Consider the following 18,727-nt stretch of genomic DNA (forward strand, 5'->3'; position numbering starts at 1 on the left):
CTGCGCCCGGACAGCGCAGGCTCTGCCCGGTGGCACGCAAGGAGCGTCGGCATGACGTCGAATCACGAGGCTTCCACAGGCTCGGTGGCGAGCGACGACGAGATCGCCGCATTGGTAAATGGCAAGGATGGGCTGCGCGTGCTGCTGCAGCCGCAGGTGGACCTGTTGACGGGCCGTATCGTGTCGGCCGAGGCGCTGGCGCGCTGGCATCATCCGAGACTGGGCATCGTCATGCCCGGCGAATTCATTCCCGCAATCAACCGGCTGGGCCTGGACAGGGCCTTCTTCGAGCGCGTGTCCCTGCGCGCGATCGACATGCTGCTCACCCTCAGGCGCGCCGGCATCGCGGTGCCCCTCGCGGTCAATGCGCCCGCGTCCACGCTGTCGGACGAGCGCGCGGTGGACTTCCTGCTGGGCCGCATCCACGCCGCCGAACTGCCGGCTTCGCTGCTGCGCGTGGAGCTCACCGAAGACCAGCCGATCCGCGAACTCGACGTGCTGCGCGCGGCGCTGCTCAAGCTGGAGAACGCGGGCTGCGAGGTCAGCCTGGATGATTTCGGCACCGGCCACGCGTCGCTGAAACTGCTCTCGGCCATTCCGCTGTCCGAAGTCAAGATCGACCAGTATTTCGTCACCCGTATGCGGCGCAGCGCCGTAGCGTTCGAGGTGCTGCGGGCGGCGGCCGAGCTGGCCAACCGGCTGGGCCGGCGGGTGGTCGCCGAAGGGGTGGAGAACGTGGCCGACATTCCCGCGCTGCGCGCCGCGGGCTGCCGCTACGGGCAGGGCTTCGCGCTGGGCCGGCCCATGCCGCTGGACGAACTGATGATGCGCCTGCGCACGCAGCGCGAGCGCGGCGAGGCGCTGGCCGCGCCCATCCCGTACGCCTCGACCTGGCTGGACGCCTATGACGACGCCCGCCAGGACGCGCCGCCGGCGCGTCGCACGCGCCACGTCACCACGCAATAGCGGCGCGCCCGCGCAGAATTTACCGGGCCGGCGCGCGGTCCTTGGCGTTTTTTCCCTCTTGCATGTCGGGTTGCCCGGCCGTCGGCCTTGGGCACGCGGGTTGCTCTGCATAGTCCGGCGGAGTGTGTCCGCTTCATCAGGAGACGTGCAATGTCGACTCAGAACCAGCCCGACCAGCAGAAGCAGCCCCAGAAACAGCAGAGCCAGGAAGACCAGCGGGACCGTCGCCAGCCGGGGCAGCAATCCGGCCAGCAGGCCGACAAGGGCCGCCAGCAGCAAGGCCATGCGCCGGGGCAGCAAAGCAAGATGCCGCGCTGACGCCCCAAGGCCGCGCGCCGCGCCGCAAGGCGCGACGCTGGCGCAGGCCCTGTCCGGGTTGCCGGGCAGGGCCTTTATCTATTCATCGCCAGGCGGCCCCGACAGGCAGAGCGCCACCGGCAGGTCGCGCAGCGCTTCGGCCAGCGGCAGGCTGCCGTCGGCCAGCAGCGTCATGCGCCGGCCGTCCAGCGCGTTGCGCCAGCGGGCGGCAGGCAGGCGCAGCACCGTATCGGCCCAGTAGCCTCGCGCGGCGTCGGCGCGGCCGCGCGCATAGTCCGCCAGCGCCAGTGCGCACAGATGCGGCGCGACGATGAGCACGTCGCCGTCGGCGTGGCGGCGCAGCCAGGCCAGCACCTGGCCGGACCGGGGGCCGTGCACGGGCACCGCCTCGCAATCGGCGCCGGCGTACAGCGCGGGCGTGCGCGCGCGCGCCGCCAGCAGCCGCTGGATCAGCGCCAGCTTGACCGCGCCGCTGCGCCAGGCCGCGTCCGACAGGTCCGGGGCCGAAGCCGCACGCGCCTGCGCCAGCAGCGCCTCGCGGCGGGCGTAGTCCACCGGGCGGCGGTTGTCGGGATCGACCAGGCTGAAGTCCCACAGCTCCGTGCCCTGATACAGGTCCGGCACGCCCGGCAGCGTATTGCGCAGCAGGGTCTGGACCAGGCTGTTGACCATGCCGGCGGGCGCCAGTCCGGCGGCGAACGCGGCGATCTCTTCGAGCAATCCGCGGCCCGCGGGATCGGCGCGCAGGAAGTCCAGCAGGCCCTGGGCGGCGTCCTCGTAGGCTGGGTCCGGATCGGTCCAGCTGGTGTGCAGCTTGGCTTCGCGCAGCGCCTTGGTCTGCCATTGCCCGATGCGCCCGAACCAGTCCGCTAGCGCCGCGTCGTCCGGCATGTCGTCGCCCGCGCCCCAATCGGCCGGCCACGCGCCCACCAGGGTCTGCACCAGCAGATAGCGGTCGGCCAGCGTCGGCGCGTCGTTCGCCGCGGGCAGCGCCTGTATCCAGCGCAGCGCGGTATCGCGCCAGCGCTGCGGCATTTCGCTCAGCGCGGCCAGGCGGGCGCGCGCGTCTTCGCCGCGCTTGTGGTCGTGCGTGGCGGTGGCCAGCATGGCGCGCGGATGCGCCTGGGCGCGCGCCTGCGTGCGCGCCAGGAACTCGGCCGGCGCCAGCGCAAAGCAGTCGGGCGCGGCGCCGACCTCGTTGCGCGACAGCAGCGGTCCGTAACGGTAGAACAGCGTGTCTTCCAGCGCCTTGGCGGCCAACGGCGGGGTCAGTTGCTGGAAGCGGCGCAAGGCCAGCGCGCGGGCCTCGGGGTCCGGTCCCGGCGAGCCGTCCAGCCACCCGTCCAGCAATTCCAGCAAGGCCGCGTCGGCGCCGCCGGCCGGGGCCGGCAGCAGTTGCGCCGCGCGCGCGAAGGCGGCGCGGCATACGCGGCGGTCGGCCTGGCCGCGCCCGCCGTCTTCGGCATAGCTGCGGTAGACGGGAAATGCCGTCAGCACGGCCGACAGCGCGCGGTCGATGGCCTGCGCGCTCCAGTCGCGGGTGCGCAGGTCCTGGCGGGCGATGCGCGCCAGGCAGCGCGCCAGCGCCAGTCGTTCCGACGGAAAATGGCGCGCCAGCATGCGGCGGCGCGCGGCTTCCAGCTGCTCGCGCGGGGCGCGCACGTCGCCCGTCAGGGCCTGCCAGAATACGCGCAGCGGCGCTTCGGCGTCCGGGGCGTGCAGCAGCGCGCCGACCTGGTCCATGAAGTCGTAGCCGGTGGTGCCGTCCGTCCGCCAGCGCGGGTCCGGGCTTTCTTCGGGGGCCAGGATTTTTTCCACCACCACATAGGGCTCGCCGGCGCGGGCCAGGCGCTGGCGCAGGCGGCGCAGATAGGCTCCCGGCGCGGCCAGCCCGTCGATGTGGTCGATGCGCAGGCCGTCCAGGATGCCCTCGGCGTATAGCCGCAGCACCATCGCGTGGACCGCCTCAAACACCGCTTCGTCCTCGACGCGCACGCCCACCAGTTCGCTGATTTCGAAAAAGCGGCGCCAGTTGATCTGGTCGGGCGCGGTGCGCCACCACGCCAGCCGGTAATGCTGGCGTTCCAGCAGTTCGTGCAGGCGCCGGCGGCCCGCGTCCCGCGCGGGGTCGTACATATCCTCCAGCGACGCGCCGGACAGGCCGCGCGGAATCGAGGGCGCGGCCACGGGATACAGCGCGCCGGCGGCCTCCAGCGCGGGCGCGCCGCCGTCCGGATCGTGGCGCAGCCGGATCGCGCCGCGCGCCAGCGCCTCGCCATAGGGCTCGGCCAGCACCGGCAGCAGCACCTTGCCGCGCAGCGCGGCGTCCGGCGGGTCCCAGTCGATGTCGAAACAGCGCGCGTGCGCGCTGGCGGCGCCGTGCGCCAGCACGTCGCGCCACCAGCGGTTGTCCGGGTGGGCGGCCATGTGGTTGGGCACGATGTCGGCGATCAGCCCGAGCCCGCGGCCGCGGGCCGCCTGCGCCAGGCGCCGCAGCGCCGGCTCGCCGCCCAGCTCGGGATTGACGCAGCCGTGGTCGATCACGTCATAGCCGTGGGTGGAGCCGGCGCGCGCGCGGGTGATGGGCGACAGGTACAGGTGGCTGACGCCCAGGTCCGCGTAATAGCCCACGCGCGCGCAGGCGTCGTCCAGCGTGAAGCCGGCGTGCAATTGCAGGCGGATGGTGGCGCGTGGGGCGGTCATGGCGGGCCTCGCTCGCGGCCGGCGCGCAGCGCGTCCAGCCGCAGCCGCGCGCCGGACTCTTCGAAGCAGGCGCGGTTGTCCAGCGGCAGGCGCTGGCGCCAGTTCGGATGCTGGTCTATGGTGCCGGGCATGTTGGGCTGGTCCAGTGCTCCGGCCAGGTCCTCCATCGGCGCCAGCAGCAGCGGGCAGGGCGCGGAAGACACGAAGCGCAGCAGCGCGGGCACGGGCGGCGCGGCGGGCGCCGTGCGCTCGTCGGCGCCGATGGCCTGCGCCAGCAGCGCACGGTCGGCGGCGCGTTCGCGGCGCAGCGTGTCGGCGCTTTGTCCCGGGCCCAGCAGGCCGAGGCGGGCGCGCCAGTCTATGTCGTGGCCGGCCCACCAGCCGCGCAGCGTGGGCAGGTCGTGCGTGGTCGTCATGGCCGCGGCGGCCGGCGGCCACGCGCTTGCGGGCAGGAACGGGGCGGATTCGCCGGGCCGGCGCATGAACCACAGCACGTCCATGCCCAGCACCCCGTGCGCGGCCAGCGTGTCGTCGAAGCCCGCGGGCACCGTGCCCAGGTTCTCGCCTATCACCAGCGCGCGGTGCCGCCACGCTTCCAGCGCCGTCAGCGCCAGCAGCGTGCCGAGCGGATAGCGCAGATAGGCGCCGCCGCCGGCCGGCGCGCCATCGGGCACCAGCCACAGCCGGGCCATGCCCAGGATATGGTCGATGCGCACGCCGCCGGCGTGCGCCAGGGTGGCGCGCAGCATGTCGATGAAGGCGGCGTAGCCGGAAGCCGCCAGCGCGCGCGGCGAGAATGCGGTCAGGCCCCAGTTCTGCCCCTGCGGGTTATGGATATCGGGCGGCGCGCCGATGGCCATGCGCGGCATCAGGTCGGCCTGGCGCGACCAGGCGTGGCTGCCGTCCGGACTGTCGCCCACCGCCAGGTCGGCCACCAGGCCGATCCGCATGCCGGCCTCGCGGCCCGCGGCGTGCGCCTGCGCCAGGCTTTCGGCCGCCAGCCATTGCGCGAAACAATGGAAATCCACCTCCTGGGCATGGAGGCGGGCAAAGCGGCGCACGCAAGGCGACTCGGGGTCGCGCCATTGCGCCGGCCATTGCGGCCAGGACGTATCCTCGCCGCCGCGCGCCGCGTGCAGCGCTTCGAACACCGCGTGATCCCGCAGCGCCTGGCCTTGCGCGGCGCAGAAGCGCGCGTATTGCTGGCGCAGGTCGGTCGCGGCCACCGCCTGGAACTGGCGGTGCAGGGCGCGCAGCAGGCGCTGGCGCCGCGCGCCCGCGTGGGGCCAGTCTATCCAGGGCGCCGCGCCGTATCCGCCGGGTTCCTCGACCTGGGCGCGGCGCAGCGCCGCGGCGCCCAGCACCGCCACCGGATTGGCGTACAGCGTGTTCAGGAACAAGCGGCTGGACGGCGCGTAGGGGCTGCAACGCGCCGGTTGCGCCGCAAACATGGCGTGCACCGGGCTGATGGCCAGCGCGTCGGCGCCCTGGGCGCCGGCCAGCCGCGCCAGTTCGCGCAGCGCGCCGAAGTCGCCGAAGTCGTCCTCCGGCTGCGGCCCGCCCGGGACCGGCGCGCGCCGGAGGCTGTAGACCTGCGCGCACAGGCCCCAGCTGCGCGGACGGGCCTGTCCGGTCAGCTCCGCCATGCCCGGCGTGCGGCGCGGCGCGACCGCCAGCACCGCGTCCTGTCCCGAAGCGAAGGACAACGCGTGATAGCCCGGCTCGTCGGGCGCGGTCAGCAAGGGGCCGGCCGCGCCCTCGATCAAACGGCCGGACTCGCAGCGGATCTGATACGCGCCGCGCGCGTCGCGCGGCAGTTTCAGCGGATCGCCGGCGCGCGCCGCGAGCAGCGGCGGCAGCCGCGCCGCTTCCTCGTCCAGCCGGTCCGCGCTTTCGCGTATGTCTCGGGCGCTGGCCGCGGGCAGGCCCAGGGCGGCCAATAGCGCCCGCAAGGCGTCGGGCGAGACGCGCTGCGGGCGCTGGCGCGCGTCGGTCCAGTGTTCCGCGATGCCGGCCCTGGCGGCCAGCGCCGACAAAGCGTCGTCCGCGCTCATGCCGGCTCCTCCAGCAGCCACACGGTGGTGTCGCCGCAAAGTTCGCCGCGCGCCAGGCCATCGCGTCCGCCGGCCAGGGATTCGAACAGCAGCGTGGCGTACAGGTCCGCGCCCGGCAGCAGCGCCTGCGGCAGCGGCAGGCGGCGCGGCCCCAGGTTGGCGTAGACCTCCAGCCGCGCGCCGTCGGCCAGCCGCCAGCGCGCGAACACGCCGTGGCGGCCCACGGCGCTGGCGCCCAGGCTGACCGCGCCGGCCAGCCTGGGCGCGATCAGGCGGGCGCGCAGCTGCAGCAGGGCGGTATAGGTCTCCAGCCATTGCCGCGCGTCGTCGCCGGGTTCGGCGTGGCTGGCCAGCCAGGTCGCGGGGTCGTTCGGGTCGGGCAGGCGCCGCGCCGCGTCGGCCCCCGCAAACTGCGCGAAGCGCGCGAACTCGCGCCGCCGGCCGTCGCGCACGGCCTGCGCCAGCGCCGGATCGGCATGGCTGGTGAAATAAAGAAAAGGCGTGCGCGAGCCGTGTTCCTCGCCCATGAAGATCAAGGGAATCTGCGGCGCCAGCAGCTGCAGCGCGACCGCGGCGCGCAGCCGCGCCGGCTCGTCGACCAGGCTGGTCAGGCGTTCGCCGAAGGCGCGGTTGCCGGTCTGGTCGTGGTTTTGCAGGAACAGCACGAAGGCGGTCGGCGGCAGGCCGGCGCTGGGCTCGCCTCGCGGCTCGCCGCCGCGGTAGGGGGAGGGCTGCCCCTGGTAGAGCCAGCCCTCGGACAGGCAGCGCGCCAGCGCCTCGGCCGGGCGATCGGCGTAGTCGGCGTAGTAGCCCTGGGTTTCGCCGGTCAGCAGATGGTGCAGCACGTGGTGCGCGTCGTCGTTCCATTGGGCGTCATAGTCGCCGCAAAGCAGGCTGGCGCGGTTGTCGTCGTTTTCCAGCACCAGATGCACGCGGCGTTCGGCCGGGACGCGGCGGCGCACCTCGGCCGCCAACTCGTGCAGCCACCGGTGGCCGACGATGGCGTGCACGGCGTCCAGCCGCAGGCCGTCGAAGCGGTACTCGGTCAGCCAGTACACCGCGTTGTCCTTGAAGAACTGGCTGACCGCCGGCTGGCGGAAGTCGATGGCGTCGCCCCAGGGCGTGTGCGCGTCCTTGCGGAAGAAGGGCGCGGCGTAGCGCGCCAGATAGTTGCCGTCCGGCCCGAAGTGGTTGTAGACCACGTCCAGCATCACGCCCATGCCCAGGCCGTGAGCGGTGTCGATCAGCCGCTTCAGCTCCTCGGGCGTGCCGTAGGCGGTGTCGGGCGCATAGGGCAGCACGCCGTCATAGCCCCAATTGCGCGGGCCGGGAAAATCGGCGATGGGCATCAGTTCCAGCAGCGTGACGCCCAGCGCGGCCAGCGCCGGCAGGCGCGCCTCCAGCTGCGCGTAGCCGCCTTCCAGGCCGGCGTGCGTTTCGTAAAGCACGCTCTGTTCCCAGGGCAGGCCGCGCCAGTCCGGGTGGCGCCAGGGATAGCCGTCGGGCGCGACCACGATGCTGTCGCCGTGCACGTCGCCGTCCTGCAGGCGCGAGGCCGGATCGGGCATGACGGTATCGGCGTCCAGCCGGTAGTGGTAGCGCGCGCCGGGCGGGCAATCGACGTCCGCCTGCACGAAGCCGTCGGCGCCCGGGCGCAGCGCGATGGGGGCATGGCCTTCGACCTCCAGCGCCAGGCCCGCCGGCGCGGTGGGGGCCCACAGCCGGAAGCGCGTCACGCCGCTGTCGAGCAGCGTGGCGCCGAAACCGCCGCCGGCCGCCGTCATGATGCGTCTCCGTTCAGCTGCGCGGCCGCCAGCAGCACCACGCTGTGCGCCGCCACCGTGACCGCGGCGTCGGCCAGCGGCGCGGCCGGGGCCAGCGTGGCCGAATCCAGTTCGCGTATCCAGGCCGCGGCCGGCGCGGGCAGCGTGAACACCGCGGCCTCGTCGCCCGGGTTGAGCAGCAGCAGGGTGAGGTCGACGCCGCCGTCTTCGCGCGAGGCGGCGCGGCGCAGCGCCAGCACGCGTTCCTGTTCGGCGTCCCACGCCGCCTGGTCCAGCGGCGCGCCGGCGGCGTCGAACCAGGCGATGGCGGCCACGCCCGGGCTGGGCTCGCGGGCGGCGTCGCTGTAGCGGGCGGCGCGCACGCTGGGATGGGCGCGGCGCAGCGCGACCAGGCGCGCGACGTAACGCGTCAGTTCGCGCCCCGCGTCGCTCTGCGCCTGGGTCCAGTCCAGCCACGACACCGCGTTGTCCTGGCAGTACGCATTATTGTTGCCGTCCTGGCTGTTGCCGAATTCGTCGCCGGCCAGCAGCATGGGGGTGCCGTCCGACAGCAACACGCAGGCCAGCATGGCGCGCGCCGCCAGCGCCCGGGTTTCCAGGATGGCGGCGTCCTGGGTCGGGCCTTCCTCGCCCCAGTTGCGGCTGTAGTTCTCGCCGTGCCCGTCGTTGCCGTTCTCGCCGTTGGCCTCGTTATGGCTGTTGTCGTAGGACACGATATCGGCCAGCGTGAAGCCGTCGTGCGAGGCCGCGTAGTTGACCGTGGCCCAGGGCCGGCGGTGGCGGCGGTCGAACAGCTCGCGCGAGCCGCAAAGACGGGCGGCGATCTCGCCGCGCATGCCGTCGTCGCCGCGCCAGTAGCGGCGCACGCCGTCGCGGAACTTGTCGTTCCATTCCGCGAAACCGGGCGGATGATTGCCGAGCTGGTAGCCGTCCGGGCCCACGTCCCAGGGTTCGGAAATCAGTTTGAGCCGGGCCAGCGCCGGGTCCTGCAGCACCGCGTCGAAGAATCCGGAGCCGGGATCGTAGCCCGTGCCTTCGCGGCCCAGCGTGACGCCCAGGTCGAAGCGGAATCCGTCCACGCCGTAGGAACTGGCCCAGTAGCGCAGCGAGTCGGTCACCATCTGCAGCACGCGCGGGTGCGACAGGTTGACGGTGTTGCCGCAGCCGGTGTCGTTGATGTAGTAGCGCTCGTCGCCCGGCACCAGGCGGTAGTAGCTGGCGTTGTCCAGCCCGCGCCAGGACAGGGTGGGGCCCATTTCGTTGCCTTCGCAGGTGTGGTTGTAAACCACGTCCAGTATCACCTCGATGCCGGCGGCGTGCAGCCGGCGGATGGCCTGGCGCAGTTCGTTCGGGTTGTGCTGCAGGTAGGCCGGCTCGGGCGCGAAGTAGGACAGCGTGCTGTAGCCCCAGTAGTTGCGCAGCCCGCGTTCGGTCAGGAAGCGGTCCTGCAGGAAGGCGTGCACCGGCAGCAGCTCCACCGCGGTCACGCCCAGCCGCTGCAAGTGCTCGATAAAGCGCGGATCGGCCAGCGCGGCGCAGGTGCCGCGCAGCGGCGGGCGCAGGTCTTCGCGCAGCATGGAGGCGCCGCGCACGTGCACTTCATAGATGATGGTGTCCTGCCACGGCGTGGCCGGCGGGCGGCTGTTGCCCCAGATGAAAGGGGCTTCCTCGGGCACGATGGCCTTGGGCATGGCGGGTGCGCTGTCGCGCCGGTCGATGCTGAGGTCGCCGCGCGCGTGGTTCATGCGGTAGCCGAACAGCGCATCGCTCCAGCGCAGCGGGCCGGTCAGCTGGCGCGCGTAGGGGTCGAGCAGCAGCTTGTGCGGATTGAAGCGGTGGCCATTGCGCGGATCGTGCGGCCCATGCGCGCGATAACCGTAGACCAGGCCGGGATGGGCGTCGGGCAGATAGCCGTGCCAGACTTCGTCGGTGCATTCCGGCAGGTCGAAGCGGCGCAGTTCCTTGCGCGCCTTGGCGTCGAACAGGCACAGCTCGATGCGCGTGGCGTTGGCCGAGAACACGGCGAAGTTGACGCCCAGCCCGTCGCTGGTCGCGCCCAGCGGGTAGGGCTGGCCGCCCTGGATGCGGGTCAGTTGCGTGGGATCCATAGCGGTCGGTCCATAGAAGCAGGGGGGTCCTTGGCCATTCAGCCTTCGTGCAGCAGAAACAGCGTGGACAGCGGCGGCAGCGTCAGCGACAGCGCCTGGGGCTGGCCGTGGGCGGGCGTGTCGCCGGTGCTGGCCCCGCCCAGGTTGCCCTGGCCGCTGCCGCCGTAGTCGGCGGCGTCGGTGTTCAGCGCCTCGGCCCAGCGGCCGGCGCGCGGCACGCCGATGCGGTAGCCGTGGCGGGCCACGGGCGTGAAGTTCGACACCGCCAGCAGGTGGCTGCGGCCGTCGCCGCGCACGAAGGCCACCACGCTGTTGTCGGCGTCGTCCAGCACGGCCCAGGCGAAGCCGGCCGGATCGGCGTCGGTGGCGTGCAGCGCCGGCAGCGCCTGGTACAGGCGGTTCAGGTCGGCCACCAGCCGCTGCACGCCGCGATGGCCGGGCTGGTCGAGCAGGTTCCAGTCCAGCGCGGCGTCGTGGTTCCATTCGGCCGGCTGCGCCAGTTCGCCGCCCATGAAAAGCAGCTTCTTGCTCGGATGCGCCCACATGAAGCCCAGGTAGGCGCGCAGGGTCGCCAGGCGCGCGGTCAGGTCGCCGGGCATCTTGGCCAGCAACGATCCCTTGCCGTGCACCACCTCGTCGTGCGAGAGCGGCAGGATGAAGCGCTCGCTGTAGGCGTACACCATGCCGAAGGTGATGTCGTGGTGATGGTGCTTGCGGTGCACCGGATCGTGCGCCAGGTAGCGCAGCGTGTCGTGCATCCAGCCCATGTTCCATTTGTAGTGAAAGCCCAGCCCGCCCTCGGCCACCGGCGCGGTCACGCCGGGCCAGGCGGTGGACTCCTCGGCCACCATGATGGCGTCGGGGTGGTCCTGGCGCACGGCGCCGTTGAGGTCCTGCAGGAACTGCACGGCTTCCAGGTTCTCGCGTCCACCGTAGCGGTTGGGTATCCACTGGCCCGGCTGGCGGCTGTAGTCGCGATACAGCATGGAGGCCACCGCGTCGACCCGCAAGCCGTCCACGTGGAAGCGCCCCAGCCAGTGCAGCGCGCTGGCGATCATGAAGGCCTTCACCTCGGTGCGGCCGAGGTTGTAGACCAGCGTGTGCCAGTCGGGGTGATAGCCTTCGCGCGGGTCTTCGTACTCGTACAGCGCGGAGCCGTCGAAACGCGCCAGCCCGTGCGCGTCATCGGGGAAGTGCGCCGGCACCCAGTCCAGGATCACGCCGACGCCGGCCTGGTGGCAGCGGTCGACGAAGCGCGCGAAGGCCTCGGGCGGGCCGTGGCGGGCGGTGGGCGCGTACATGCCCAGCGGCTGGTAGCCCCACGAGCCGCCGAAGGGATGCTCCATGACCGGCATCAGCTCGATATGGGTAAAGCCCATGGCGCGGGCGTAGGCGGGCAGCTTGTCGGCCAGCTGGTCCCACAGGCAGGCGCCGCCGGCCGGCGCGGCCCAGGACCCCGCATGCACTTCGTAGATCGACAGCGGGGCGCCGGGCGACTGGCGCGCGCCGCGCTGCCGCATCCAGTCCTCGTCGTTCCAGGCGTAGGGCGCGGGGTCGTCCACCACGGAGGCGGTGTCCGGCGGCGCCTCGCTGCGCCGCGCATGGGGGTCGGCCTTCAGCCGCTGAAGGCCGCCGGCGTCGGTGATGGCGTATTTGTAGCGCTCGCCGGGCCGCACGCCGGGAATGAAAATCTCCCAGACGCCGGCGCGGTGGCGCAGGCGCATGCCGTGGCGGCGCGTGTCCCAACCGTTGAAGTCGCCGACCACCGCCACGCGCCGGGCGTTCGGCGCCCATACCGCGCAGCACAGGCCGGACACGCCGTCGATATCGACCAGCCGGGCGCCCAGCGCTTCGCCGGCGGCGTGCCAGCTGCCTTGCGCCAGCGCCTCCAGCGTGGCCTCGTCCAGCAGCAGGCCGAAGGCGTAGGGATCGGCGGTGATCTGCTCGGCGTCCGGCCAGCGGATGGCGAGCCGGTACGAGGCGCCGTCGCCGGCGCGGGCGTGATCCACGCGGCCCGCGTACAGCCCTTGCGCCTGTTCGCGCAGCGGCGTGCGCATGCCGTCGCCGTCCAGCGCTTCGACCGCCAGCGCGCCGGGCGCGTAGACCCGCAGCCAGCCTTGCCGCGGCCCCAGGATGGCGAAGGGGTCCTGGCAGCGGCCGGCGGCCAGCGCGGCCAGTTGCGCGGCGTCCACGGCGCCGGTGTCGGTCGGGGCGTCCTGGCTCATGAGGGTTTTCCTTCGGCGTCGATGGCGGCCGACATCAGTTGGCCGCGCGCCAGTTCGGCCAGCGCGCACAGCGGGATCGAGATCCAGTCCGGGCGGTGGGCGGCTTCGTAGCTGACTTCGTAGGCTGCTTTCTCCAGCTGGGCCAGCGCCAGCAGCGAGTCTTCGCGGGCATCGGCCGGTATCAGGTCGGAGGGGCGGGCCTCGCGGTATCCCTGCAGGAAGGCTTCGGCCGCGCGCAGGCGGAAGCGCGCCAGCAGCGCGTCGCGCAGTTCGGCGGCTGCCGCGGCGGGGTCCCCCGGGGTTTCGCCCGCGCCGGCATTGGCGTCGGCCGCGGGGCCGCCCAGGGCGTCGGCGCGCGCCATCGTCGCCGCCGCGTAGTCGAAGGAGCGCAGCATGCCGGCCACGTCGCGGTAGGGCGAGGCCAGCGCGCGCCGCGCCTTCAGGTTGCTGGCCGGTTCGCCCTCGAAGTCGATCAGGTAGGCGTCGGCCTGTGCCACCAGCACCTGCCCCAGATGGAAGTCGCCGTGAATGCGCAGGTGCAGGGTGCCGGCCTCGGCCTGCGCCATGGCGGCCACGTGTTCGGCGAGCCGGGCACGGTGCTCGAAGAACCATTCGGCGCAGGCGCGCGACGGCGCTTCGAGCTTGTCGTACTGCGCGCGCAGGTCGCGTTCGGCGCGGTCCAGCAGACGCTGGATCTGGCGCGCGCGGGCCTCGGCGTCGGCCTGGCTGCAGCGGCGCGGCCGGAAGGCCGGGTCGTCGCAGGGCTGGGCCAGGACGGCGTGCATCTGCGCCAGGCGCTCGCCGATGGTGGCCGCCATCACCGCATAGCCTTGCAGGCCCTGCTCGAATTCCCCGGGGTCCTGGCCGACCAGCAACGCGTTGGCCAGCGTGCGCTTGAGCGTGTCCAGCGTCCAGTTCCAGGCGTCGCCCTCATTGATGACGTAGCGGTGGGCGATGGCCAGCGTATGGATCACGCCGTCGGCGTCCTCGCGCTGCACCTCGCCCAGCAGCGCCGGCACGTTGGCGTAGCCGGCGCGGGTCAGGTAGCGGGTCATCTCGGCCTCGGGCGAGCCGCCGGGCTGCACCGCGCGGATCAGCTTCAGGATCAGTTCGCCGCCGACGATGACCGAGCTGTTCGATTGCTCGGCGGTGAGCCAGCGCAGCTCGGCGTCGTCGGGGATCTCGATATCGGCCAGGCCGGACTCGGGCAGGAATCGGATGACGCCCGGCTTGTCGCCGGGCTTGCCGCCGCTGCGTCCGTCCAGTTCCTTGCCGGCCCGCAGCGCCGCGATCACGGCGCGCACGAAGCCCGGCTGCAGGAAGGCGTCGGCCAGCAGCCCGACCTCGGCGCCGCGGCGCACGCGCGCGATGGCGTACTGGATGAAGGCGCTTTCGTCCCAGGACAGCACGAAGGGCGCCTGCGCGCGCAGGCCGCTGACGCCGTCCTCGGGTTCGACCTCGGCCCAGTAGTACTCGCCCTCGGCCGCGCCGAACGGCGTGGCGTAGGCCAGGCGCGCGCGGGCCGGGGGCTGGCTGGCCGGATACCAGCGCTGGCGCGCCAGGTACTGCGGCAGGATTTCGCGCTCCAGCGTCTCGCGCGACGCGTCGGTCAATGCCGCGCCGCCGCGCGCGCGCAGCACCAGCGTGATCAGCTCAGGCATCTGGGCCGGCGCCGTGGCGTGCCAGTCCGGCGGGGCGGCGTCCACGCTCAGGTCCATCCAGTAAAAGCCGTAGGGCGGCAGCGTCAGCAGATAGGGCAGTTCGCCGATGGCGGGAAAAGGCGTGCCGCCCAGCATCTCGACCGGCACGCGCCCGGAGAATTCCTGCAGCGGCAGCTCGACCGGCTGGGCCGCGTTGGACAGATTGGCCACGCACAGTATGGTGGTGTCCTGCCATTGCCGCAGATAGGCCAGGATCTTGCGATTGCCGGCGAAGATGAAGCGCAGCGCGCCACGGCCGAAGGCATGGCTCTGGCGGCGCTGCGCCAGCAGGCGGCGGGTCCAGTTCAGGAGCGAATGCGGGTCGCGCTGCTGCGCCTCGACGTTGACCGCCTCATAGCCGTAGAGCGGCCCCATCAGCACCGGCAGCGGCAGCCGCTCGGGGTCGGCGCGCGAGAATCCGCCGTTGCGGTCCGGCGACCATTGCATGGGGGTGCGCACGCCGTCGCGGTCGCCCAGGTGCACGTTGTCGCCCATGCCGAGTTCGTCGCCGTAGTACAGCACCGGCGTGCCGGGCATGGACAGCAGCAGGCTGTTCATCAGTTCCACGCGCCGCCGGTCGCGTTCCAGCAGCGGGGCCAGCCGGCGCCGGATGCCCAGGTTGATGCGGGCGCGCGGCTCGGCCGCGTAGACGTTCCACAGGTAGTCGCGCTCGCGGCTGGTGACCATCTCCAGCGTCAGTTCGTCGTGGTTGCGCAGGAAGATGGCCCACTGGCAGGTGGCGGGGATGTCCGGCGTCTGGCGGATGATGTCGGTGATCGGAAAGCGGTCCTCCTGGGCGATGGCCATGTACATGCGCGGCATCAGCGGGAAATGGAAAGACATGTGGCATTCGTCGCCCGCGCCGAAGTACTCCTGCGCGTCTTCCGGCCACTGGTTGGCCTCGGCCAGCAGCAGGGCGTGCGGATATTCGGCGTCGATCACCGCGCGGATCTGCTTGAGCACGGCGTGGGTCTCGGGCAGGTTCTCGTTGTTGGTGCCTTCGCGCTCGACCAGGTAGGGCACCGCGTCCAGCCGCAGCCCGTCCACGCCCATGTCCAGCCAGTAGCGCATGACGGCCAGCACTTCCTTGAGCACCTGCGGATTGTCGTAGTTCAGGTCCGGCTGGTGCGAATAGAAGCGGTGCCAGAAGTACGCGTTGGCCACCGGGTCCCAGGTCCAGTTGGATTTTTCCGTGTCGCAGAAAATGATGCGCGTGTCGGCGTAGGCCTTGTCGTTGTCGGACCAGACATAGAAGTTGCGGGCCGCGGAGCCGGGCTTGGCGGCGCGGGCGCGCTGGAACCAGGGATGCTGGTCCGAAGTGTGGTTGACCACCAGTTCCGTGATCACGCGCAGCCCGCGGGCGTGGGCCGCGCGGATCAGCTTGCGCACGTCGGCCACGGTGCCGTAGTCGGGATGCACGCCGCGGTAGTCGGCGATGTCGTAGCCGTCGTCGCGCCGCGGCGACGGATAGAAGGGCAGCAGCCAGATGGTGTTCACGCCCAGGTTGGCGATGTAGTCCAGCTTCGATATCAGCCCGGGCAGGTCGCCCACCCCGTCGTCGTTGGAGTCGAAGAAGGACTTGACGTGAAGCTGGTAGATGACCGCGTCCTTGTACCAGAGGCCGTCGTCGTGCTGAGGCGGGGTTTCGCTAGTCATGGCAAGAGTAGCCTTTATCCGTGCAGCGACAGGCGCCACACGCGATAGGGTTGGTCGGGGGTCAGCGTCACGGCGCGGATCTTGCCCTGCCAGGACTCCTGCGTTTCGGCCAGCAGGTCCTCGGCGGCGAGCGCGCCCGCGTCGGGCTGGCCGAACAGCCACAGCGGCGCCTCGACGCGCGCGGCCTGGGGCTGGAACGGGTCCAGGCTGATGGCGGCCAGCACCACGTTGCCGTGGCCCGGCGTGCTCTTGTAGAAGGCCAGCACCCGGTCGTTGCCGCTGTCGGCCAGGGTCAGGCCGCGATGGCTTTGCAGCGCCGGGTTGGAGCGCCGGATCTGGTTCAGGCGCGCGATCTCGGCGCGGATATTGCCCGGCGCGTGCCAGTCGCGCTGGCGCAGCTCGTATTTCTCGGAATCCAGGTATTCCTCTTTGCCGGGCAGGGCCGCGCCCTCGCACAGTTCGAATCCGCTGTACACGCCCCACAGCCCGGAACCCAGCGCCGCCAGGGCCGCGCGGATCAGGAAGCCGGGCCGGCCCGAGGTCTGCAGGAAATACGGGTTGATGTCGGGCGTGTTGACGAAGAAATGCGGGCGGAAGAAGTCCGCGGCCGGCGGGCTGGACACTTCCTCGAGGTAGGCCGCCAGTTCCGTCTTTTCGTTGCGCCACGTGAAGTAGGTGTACGACTGGGTGAAGCCGATCTTGGCCAGCCGGTACATCATCTTCGGGCGGGTGAAGGCCTCGGACAGGAAGATCACGTCCGGATACTGCGCGTGCACGTCGGCGATCATCCATTGCCAGAACGGCAGCGGCTTGGTGTGCGGATTGTCGACGCGGAAGATGCGCACGCCGTGGCGCACCCAGAACAGCACCACGTCGCGCAGCGCCCGCCACAGCGCGAGCCGGCGCGCGCGCCGCGGCGGCGCGCCGTAGAACGACACGTTGACGATGTCTTCGTACTTCTTGGGCGGGTTCTCGGCGTAGCGCAGCGTGCCGTCGGGGCGCCAGGAGAACCAGTCCGGGTGCTGCGCCAGCCACGGATGGTCCGGCGAGCACTGGATCGCGAAGTCCAGCGCCAGCTCCATGTCCTGCTCGCGCGCGGCCGCCACCAGCCGCAGGAAGTCCTCCAGGCTGCCCAGCTGCGGCTCGATCGCGTCGTGCCCGCCCTGGGGCGCCCCGATGGCGTAGGGGCTGCCGACGTCGCCCGGCTCGGCGCGCAGGCTGTTGTTGCGGCCCTTGCGGTTGCGCTGGCCGATGGGGTGGATGGGCGGCATGTACAGCACGTCGAAGCCCATGGCGCGCACGTCCGGCAGGCGCGCGATGACGTCGTCGAAGGTGCCGTGGCGGCCCGGATGGGGCGACTGCGAGCGCGGGAACAGCTCGTACCAGCTGGAAAAACCCGCCTGGCAGCGGTCCACCCAGAGCGGATAGGGCGTGGGGCTAACGGTCTCGAACGGCCGGTCGTCCAGCGCCCGCATGGCCCGCGCCAATCCTTCGTCCAGCAGCACGGCGACCGGGTCGGCGGCCAGCGGCTGCGCGCCCAGCTGCTCGATCGCCTCGCGCACCGCGTCGGCGTCGGCCGCGGAACCGGCGCGCGCCAGCGCCTCGCGCAAAAGCTGCATGCCTTCCTGCACCTCCAGCCGCAGGTCCAGGCCGGCCCGGTGCTTCAGTTCCAGGTCGTGGCGGAAGGTCTGCCAGGCGTCCAGCCAGGCGCTGACGACGAATTCATGCGCGCCCACGCGGCGCGGCCGGAACACGGCCTCCCAGCGGTCGTTGGGGCCGCGCGCCAGCGGGGTGGCGCGCCAGCGCGTTTCGTCGGCCGCGCGCCAGCGCAGTTCGGCCGCCAGCTGTTCGTGGCCGTCCATGTAGATGTCGGCATGGACGGCGATGCGCTCGTGCGGAATGCATTTGACCGCGAACGCGCCGTCGTCGACCGCCGGGCTGACCCGTTCGACCGCGATGCGCGGATTGCCGCTGCCGTCGGCGCGCGAACGGTGGCGGCGCGACGGCTCGCGCACCGGCAGCGTCGGCTCCAGCAGGAACAGCGCGCAGTCGCCCGGCGGCAGCATGGCGGCCGGCGCGCTGTCCGGCGCGGCCGCGCCCACCGGCGGCGACAGCGGGACGATGTCGGCCGGCGGCAGCATCGGCGCCAGCGCGTCCCAGTCCAGCAGGGCCTGCGCGTCGGTGGAGGGATTGAGCGCCAATGCTGCCGTGGCGCCTTCGGCCGTGCCGCGCAGCAGCACGGTGCAGCGGCCGTCGCGCCCGCCGGCCACGCGCAGCGGCCCTTGCAGGCGGGCGTCCGCGAACCACTGGTTCACGGCCTCCACATCGGGGAGTTCGCGTTCGTCGCGGTCGTCCAGCATCAGGCCGTCGGCGCACAGCGCGGCCGACCAGATGGCGCGCCGCCCGCGCGCCGGCGGCGGGGTGTCGGCGGGGTGGGGCGGCGCGGCGATGACCGGGGCCAGCGCGCGCAGCCGCGCGTCTTCGTCGGCCAGCCATTCGGCCTTGAAGTTCCACCACGGCAGCGAGGAAAACAGCCCGTCGAAATTGGCCTCGCGCAGTCCGGCCAGCATCGCCGGAGTGAGGCCCGGCGCCCAGGCCAGCAGCTGCAGACCGGCGTGATGCCGCCGCAGTTGCGCGGCCAGCCTGGCCCAGTCCGCGCCAGCCAGACGTTGCGGCGCATGGAAGGCCAGACCGGTGACGCCGTGGCTGGCCCAGCGTTCCAGCCGTTCGGTCCAGGCCGCGAGAAAGCCAGGCGGCAGCGGACCGTCGCGCAGATAGCGCAGCCGGCGCGCCTGCGCGGGCTGGCGCGGATCGCGCGCGGGGTCGCCCGCCGGCGGCAGATACCAGTCGGGGCCGACGGTGGCGGCCACCGCGTCGTGCGTGGAGCGGTCCAGCACCACATCCACGTACAGCGCCAGGCCGTGGTCCGCCAGCTCGGCGGACACGCGCCGATACCACTCGGTGATGGGAACTTCGGTGCCGTCGAGCAGGGCGCGGTCGGCGTCGCGCGGGGCCTGCGTGCCGCCTTCTTCATCCAGCAGCCAGGGCGCCGGCAGCAGCACGGCGTTGAAGCCGCGCTGGCGCAGGCGCTCGTAAAGCCGCGGGCCGAGCGCAGCCGCGGGCTCCCGCTCGCGCGCGCCGCCGCGGGCGTGATAGAGGCGCAGCGGCGCCTGGGTGGCGATGGCGGCGGTCGTGGGCGGCACCTGGCGGTCT

General features: G+C 72.4%; 9 protein-coding genes. 2 read left to right on the plus strand and 7 right to left on the minus strand.

All coding sequences use genetic code 11. From position 1 onward, the window contains the following. Nucleotides 1-51 precede the first annotated feature (51 nt). Entirely contained in the window at nt 52-966 is a 915-nt protein-coding gene (locus AC1M14_RS13365; protein WP_102771207.1) for an EAL domain-containing protein, read from the plus strand. Nucleotides 967-1,116: 150 nt separating this feature from the next. Beyond that, the gene (locus tag AC1M14_RS13370) at nt 1,117-1,284 is read left to right on the plus strand and encodes a hypothetical protein (RefSeq protein WP_168202118.1); all 168 of its coding nucleotides are present in this window, start codon (nt 1,117-1,119) and stop codon (nt 1,282-1,284) included. A 78-nt stretch (nt 1,285-1,362) separates the two neighbouring features. Here AC1M14_RS13370 and treY read toward each other — a convergent pair whose 3' ends face one another. Genes treY through AC1M14_RS13405 form a run of 7 tightly spaced genes read right to left on the minus strand, consistent with a single transcriptional unit; the run spans nt 1,363 to nt 18,717 of the window. Beyond that, nucleotides 1,363-3,987 (minus strand): malto-oligosyltrehalose synthase, encoded by a 2,625-nt coding sequence (gene treY / locus AC1M14_RS13375; RefSeq protein ID WP_479731771.1) that lies wholly within the window; start codon nt 3,985-3,987, stop codon nt 1,363-1,365. Next, the gene (gene malQ / locus AC1M14_RS13380; RefSeq protein ID WP_479729782.1) at nt 3,984-6,041 is read right to left on the minus strand and encodes a 4-alpha-glucanotransferase; all 2,058 of its coding nucleotides are present in this window, start codon (nt 6,039-6,041) and stop codon (nt 3,984-3,986) included. Before malQ ends, treY begins: the two co-directional genes overlap by 4 nt. Then, the gene (gene treZ / locus AC1M14_RS13385) at nt 6,038-7,825 is read right to left on the minus strand and encodes a malto-oligosyltrehalose trehalohydrolase (RefSeq protein ID WP_479729783.1); all 1,788 of its coding nucleotides are present in this window, start codon (nt 7,823-7,825) and stop codon (nt 6,038-6,040) included. The genes malQ and treZ overlap by 4 nt, the downstream gene beginning before the upstream one ends. After that, nucleotides 7,822-9,933, minus strand: a complete 2,112-nt coding sequence (gene glgX / locus AC1M14_RS13390) for a glycogen debranching protein GlgX (protein ID WP_111825123.1) — start codon at nt 9,931-9,933, stop codon at nt 7,822-7,824. Before glgX ends, treZ begins: the two co-directional genes overlap by 4 nt. 38 nt (nt 9,934-9,971) lie before the next feature. Then, a complete protein-coding gene (gene glgB, locus AC1M14_RS13395) occupies nt 9,972-12,158 on the minus strand; it encodes a 1,4-alpha-glucan branching protein GlgB (RefSeq protein WP_479729784.1) in 2,187 nt (728 codons plus the stop codon). Then, a complete protein-coding gene (gene treS, locus AC1M14_RS13400; protein ID WP_479729785.1) occupies nt 12,155-15,514 on the minus strand; it encodes a maltose alpha-D-glucosyltransferase in 3,360 nt (1,119 codons plus the stop codon). The genes glgB and treS overlap by 4 nt, the downstream gene beginning before the upstream one ends. Before the next feature lie 14 nt (nt 15,515-15,528). After that, nucleotides 15,529-18,717, minus strand: a complete 3,189-nt coding sequence (locus tag AC1M14_RS13405; RefSeq protein WP_479729786.1) for a maltotransferase domain-containing protein — start codon at nt 18,715-18,717, stop codon at nt 15,529-15,531. Nucleotides 18,718-18,727 lie beyond the last annotated feature (10 nt).

It is taken from the genome of Achromobacter sp. SX5 (genome assembly GCF_056711425.1).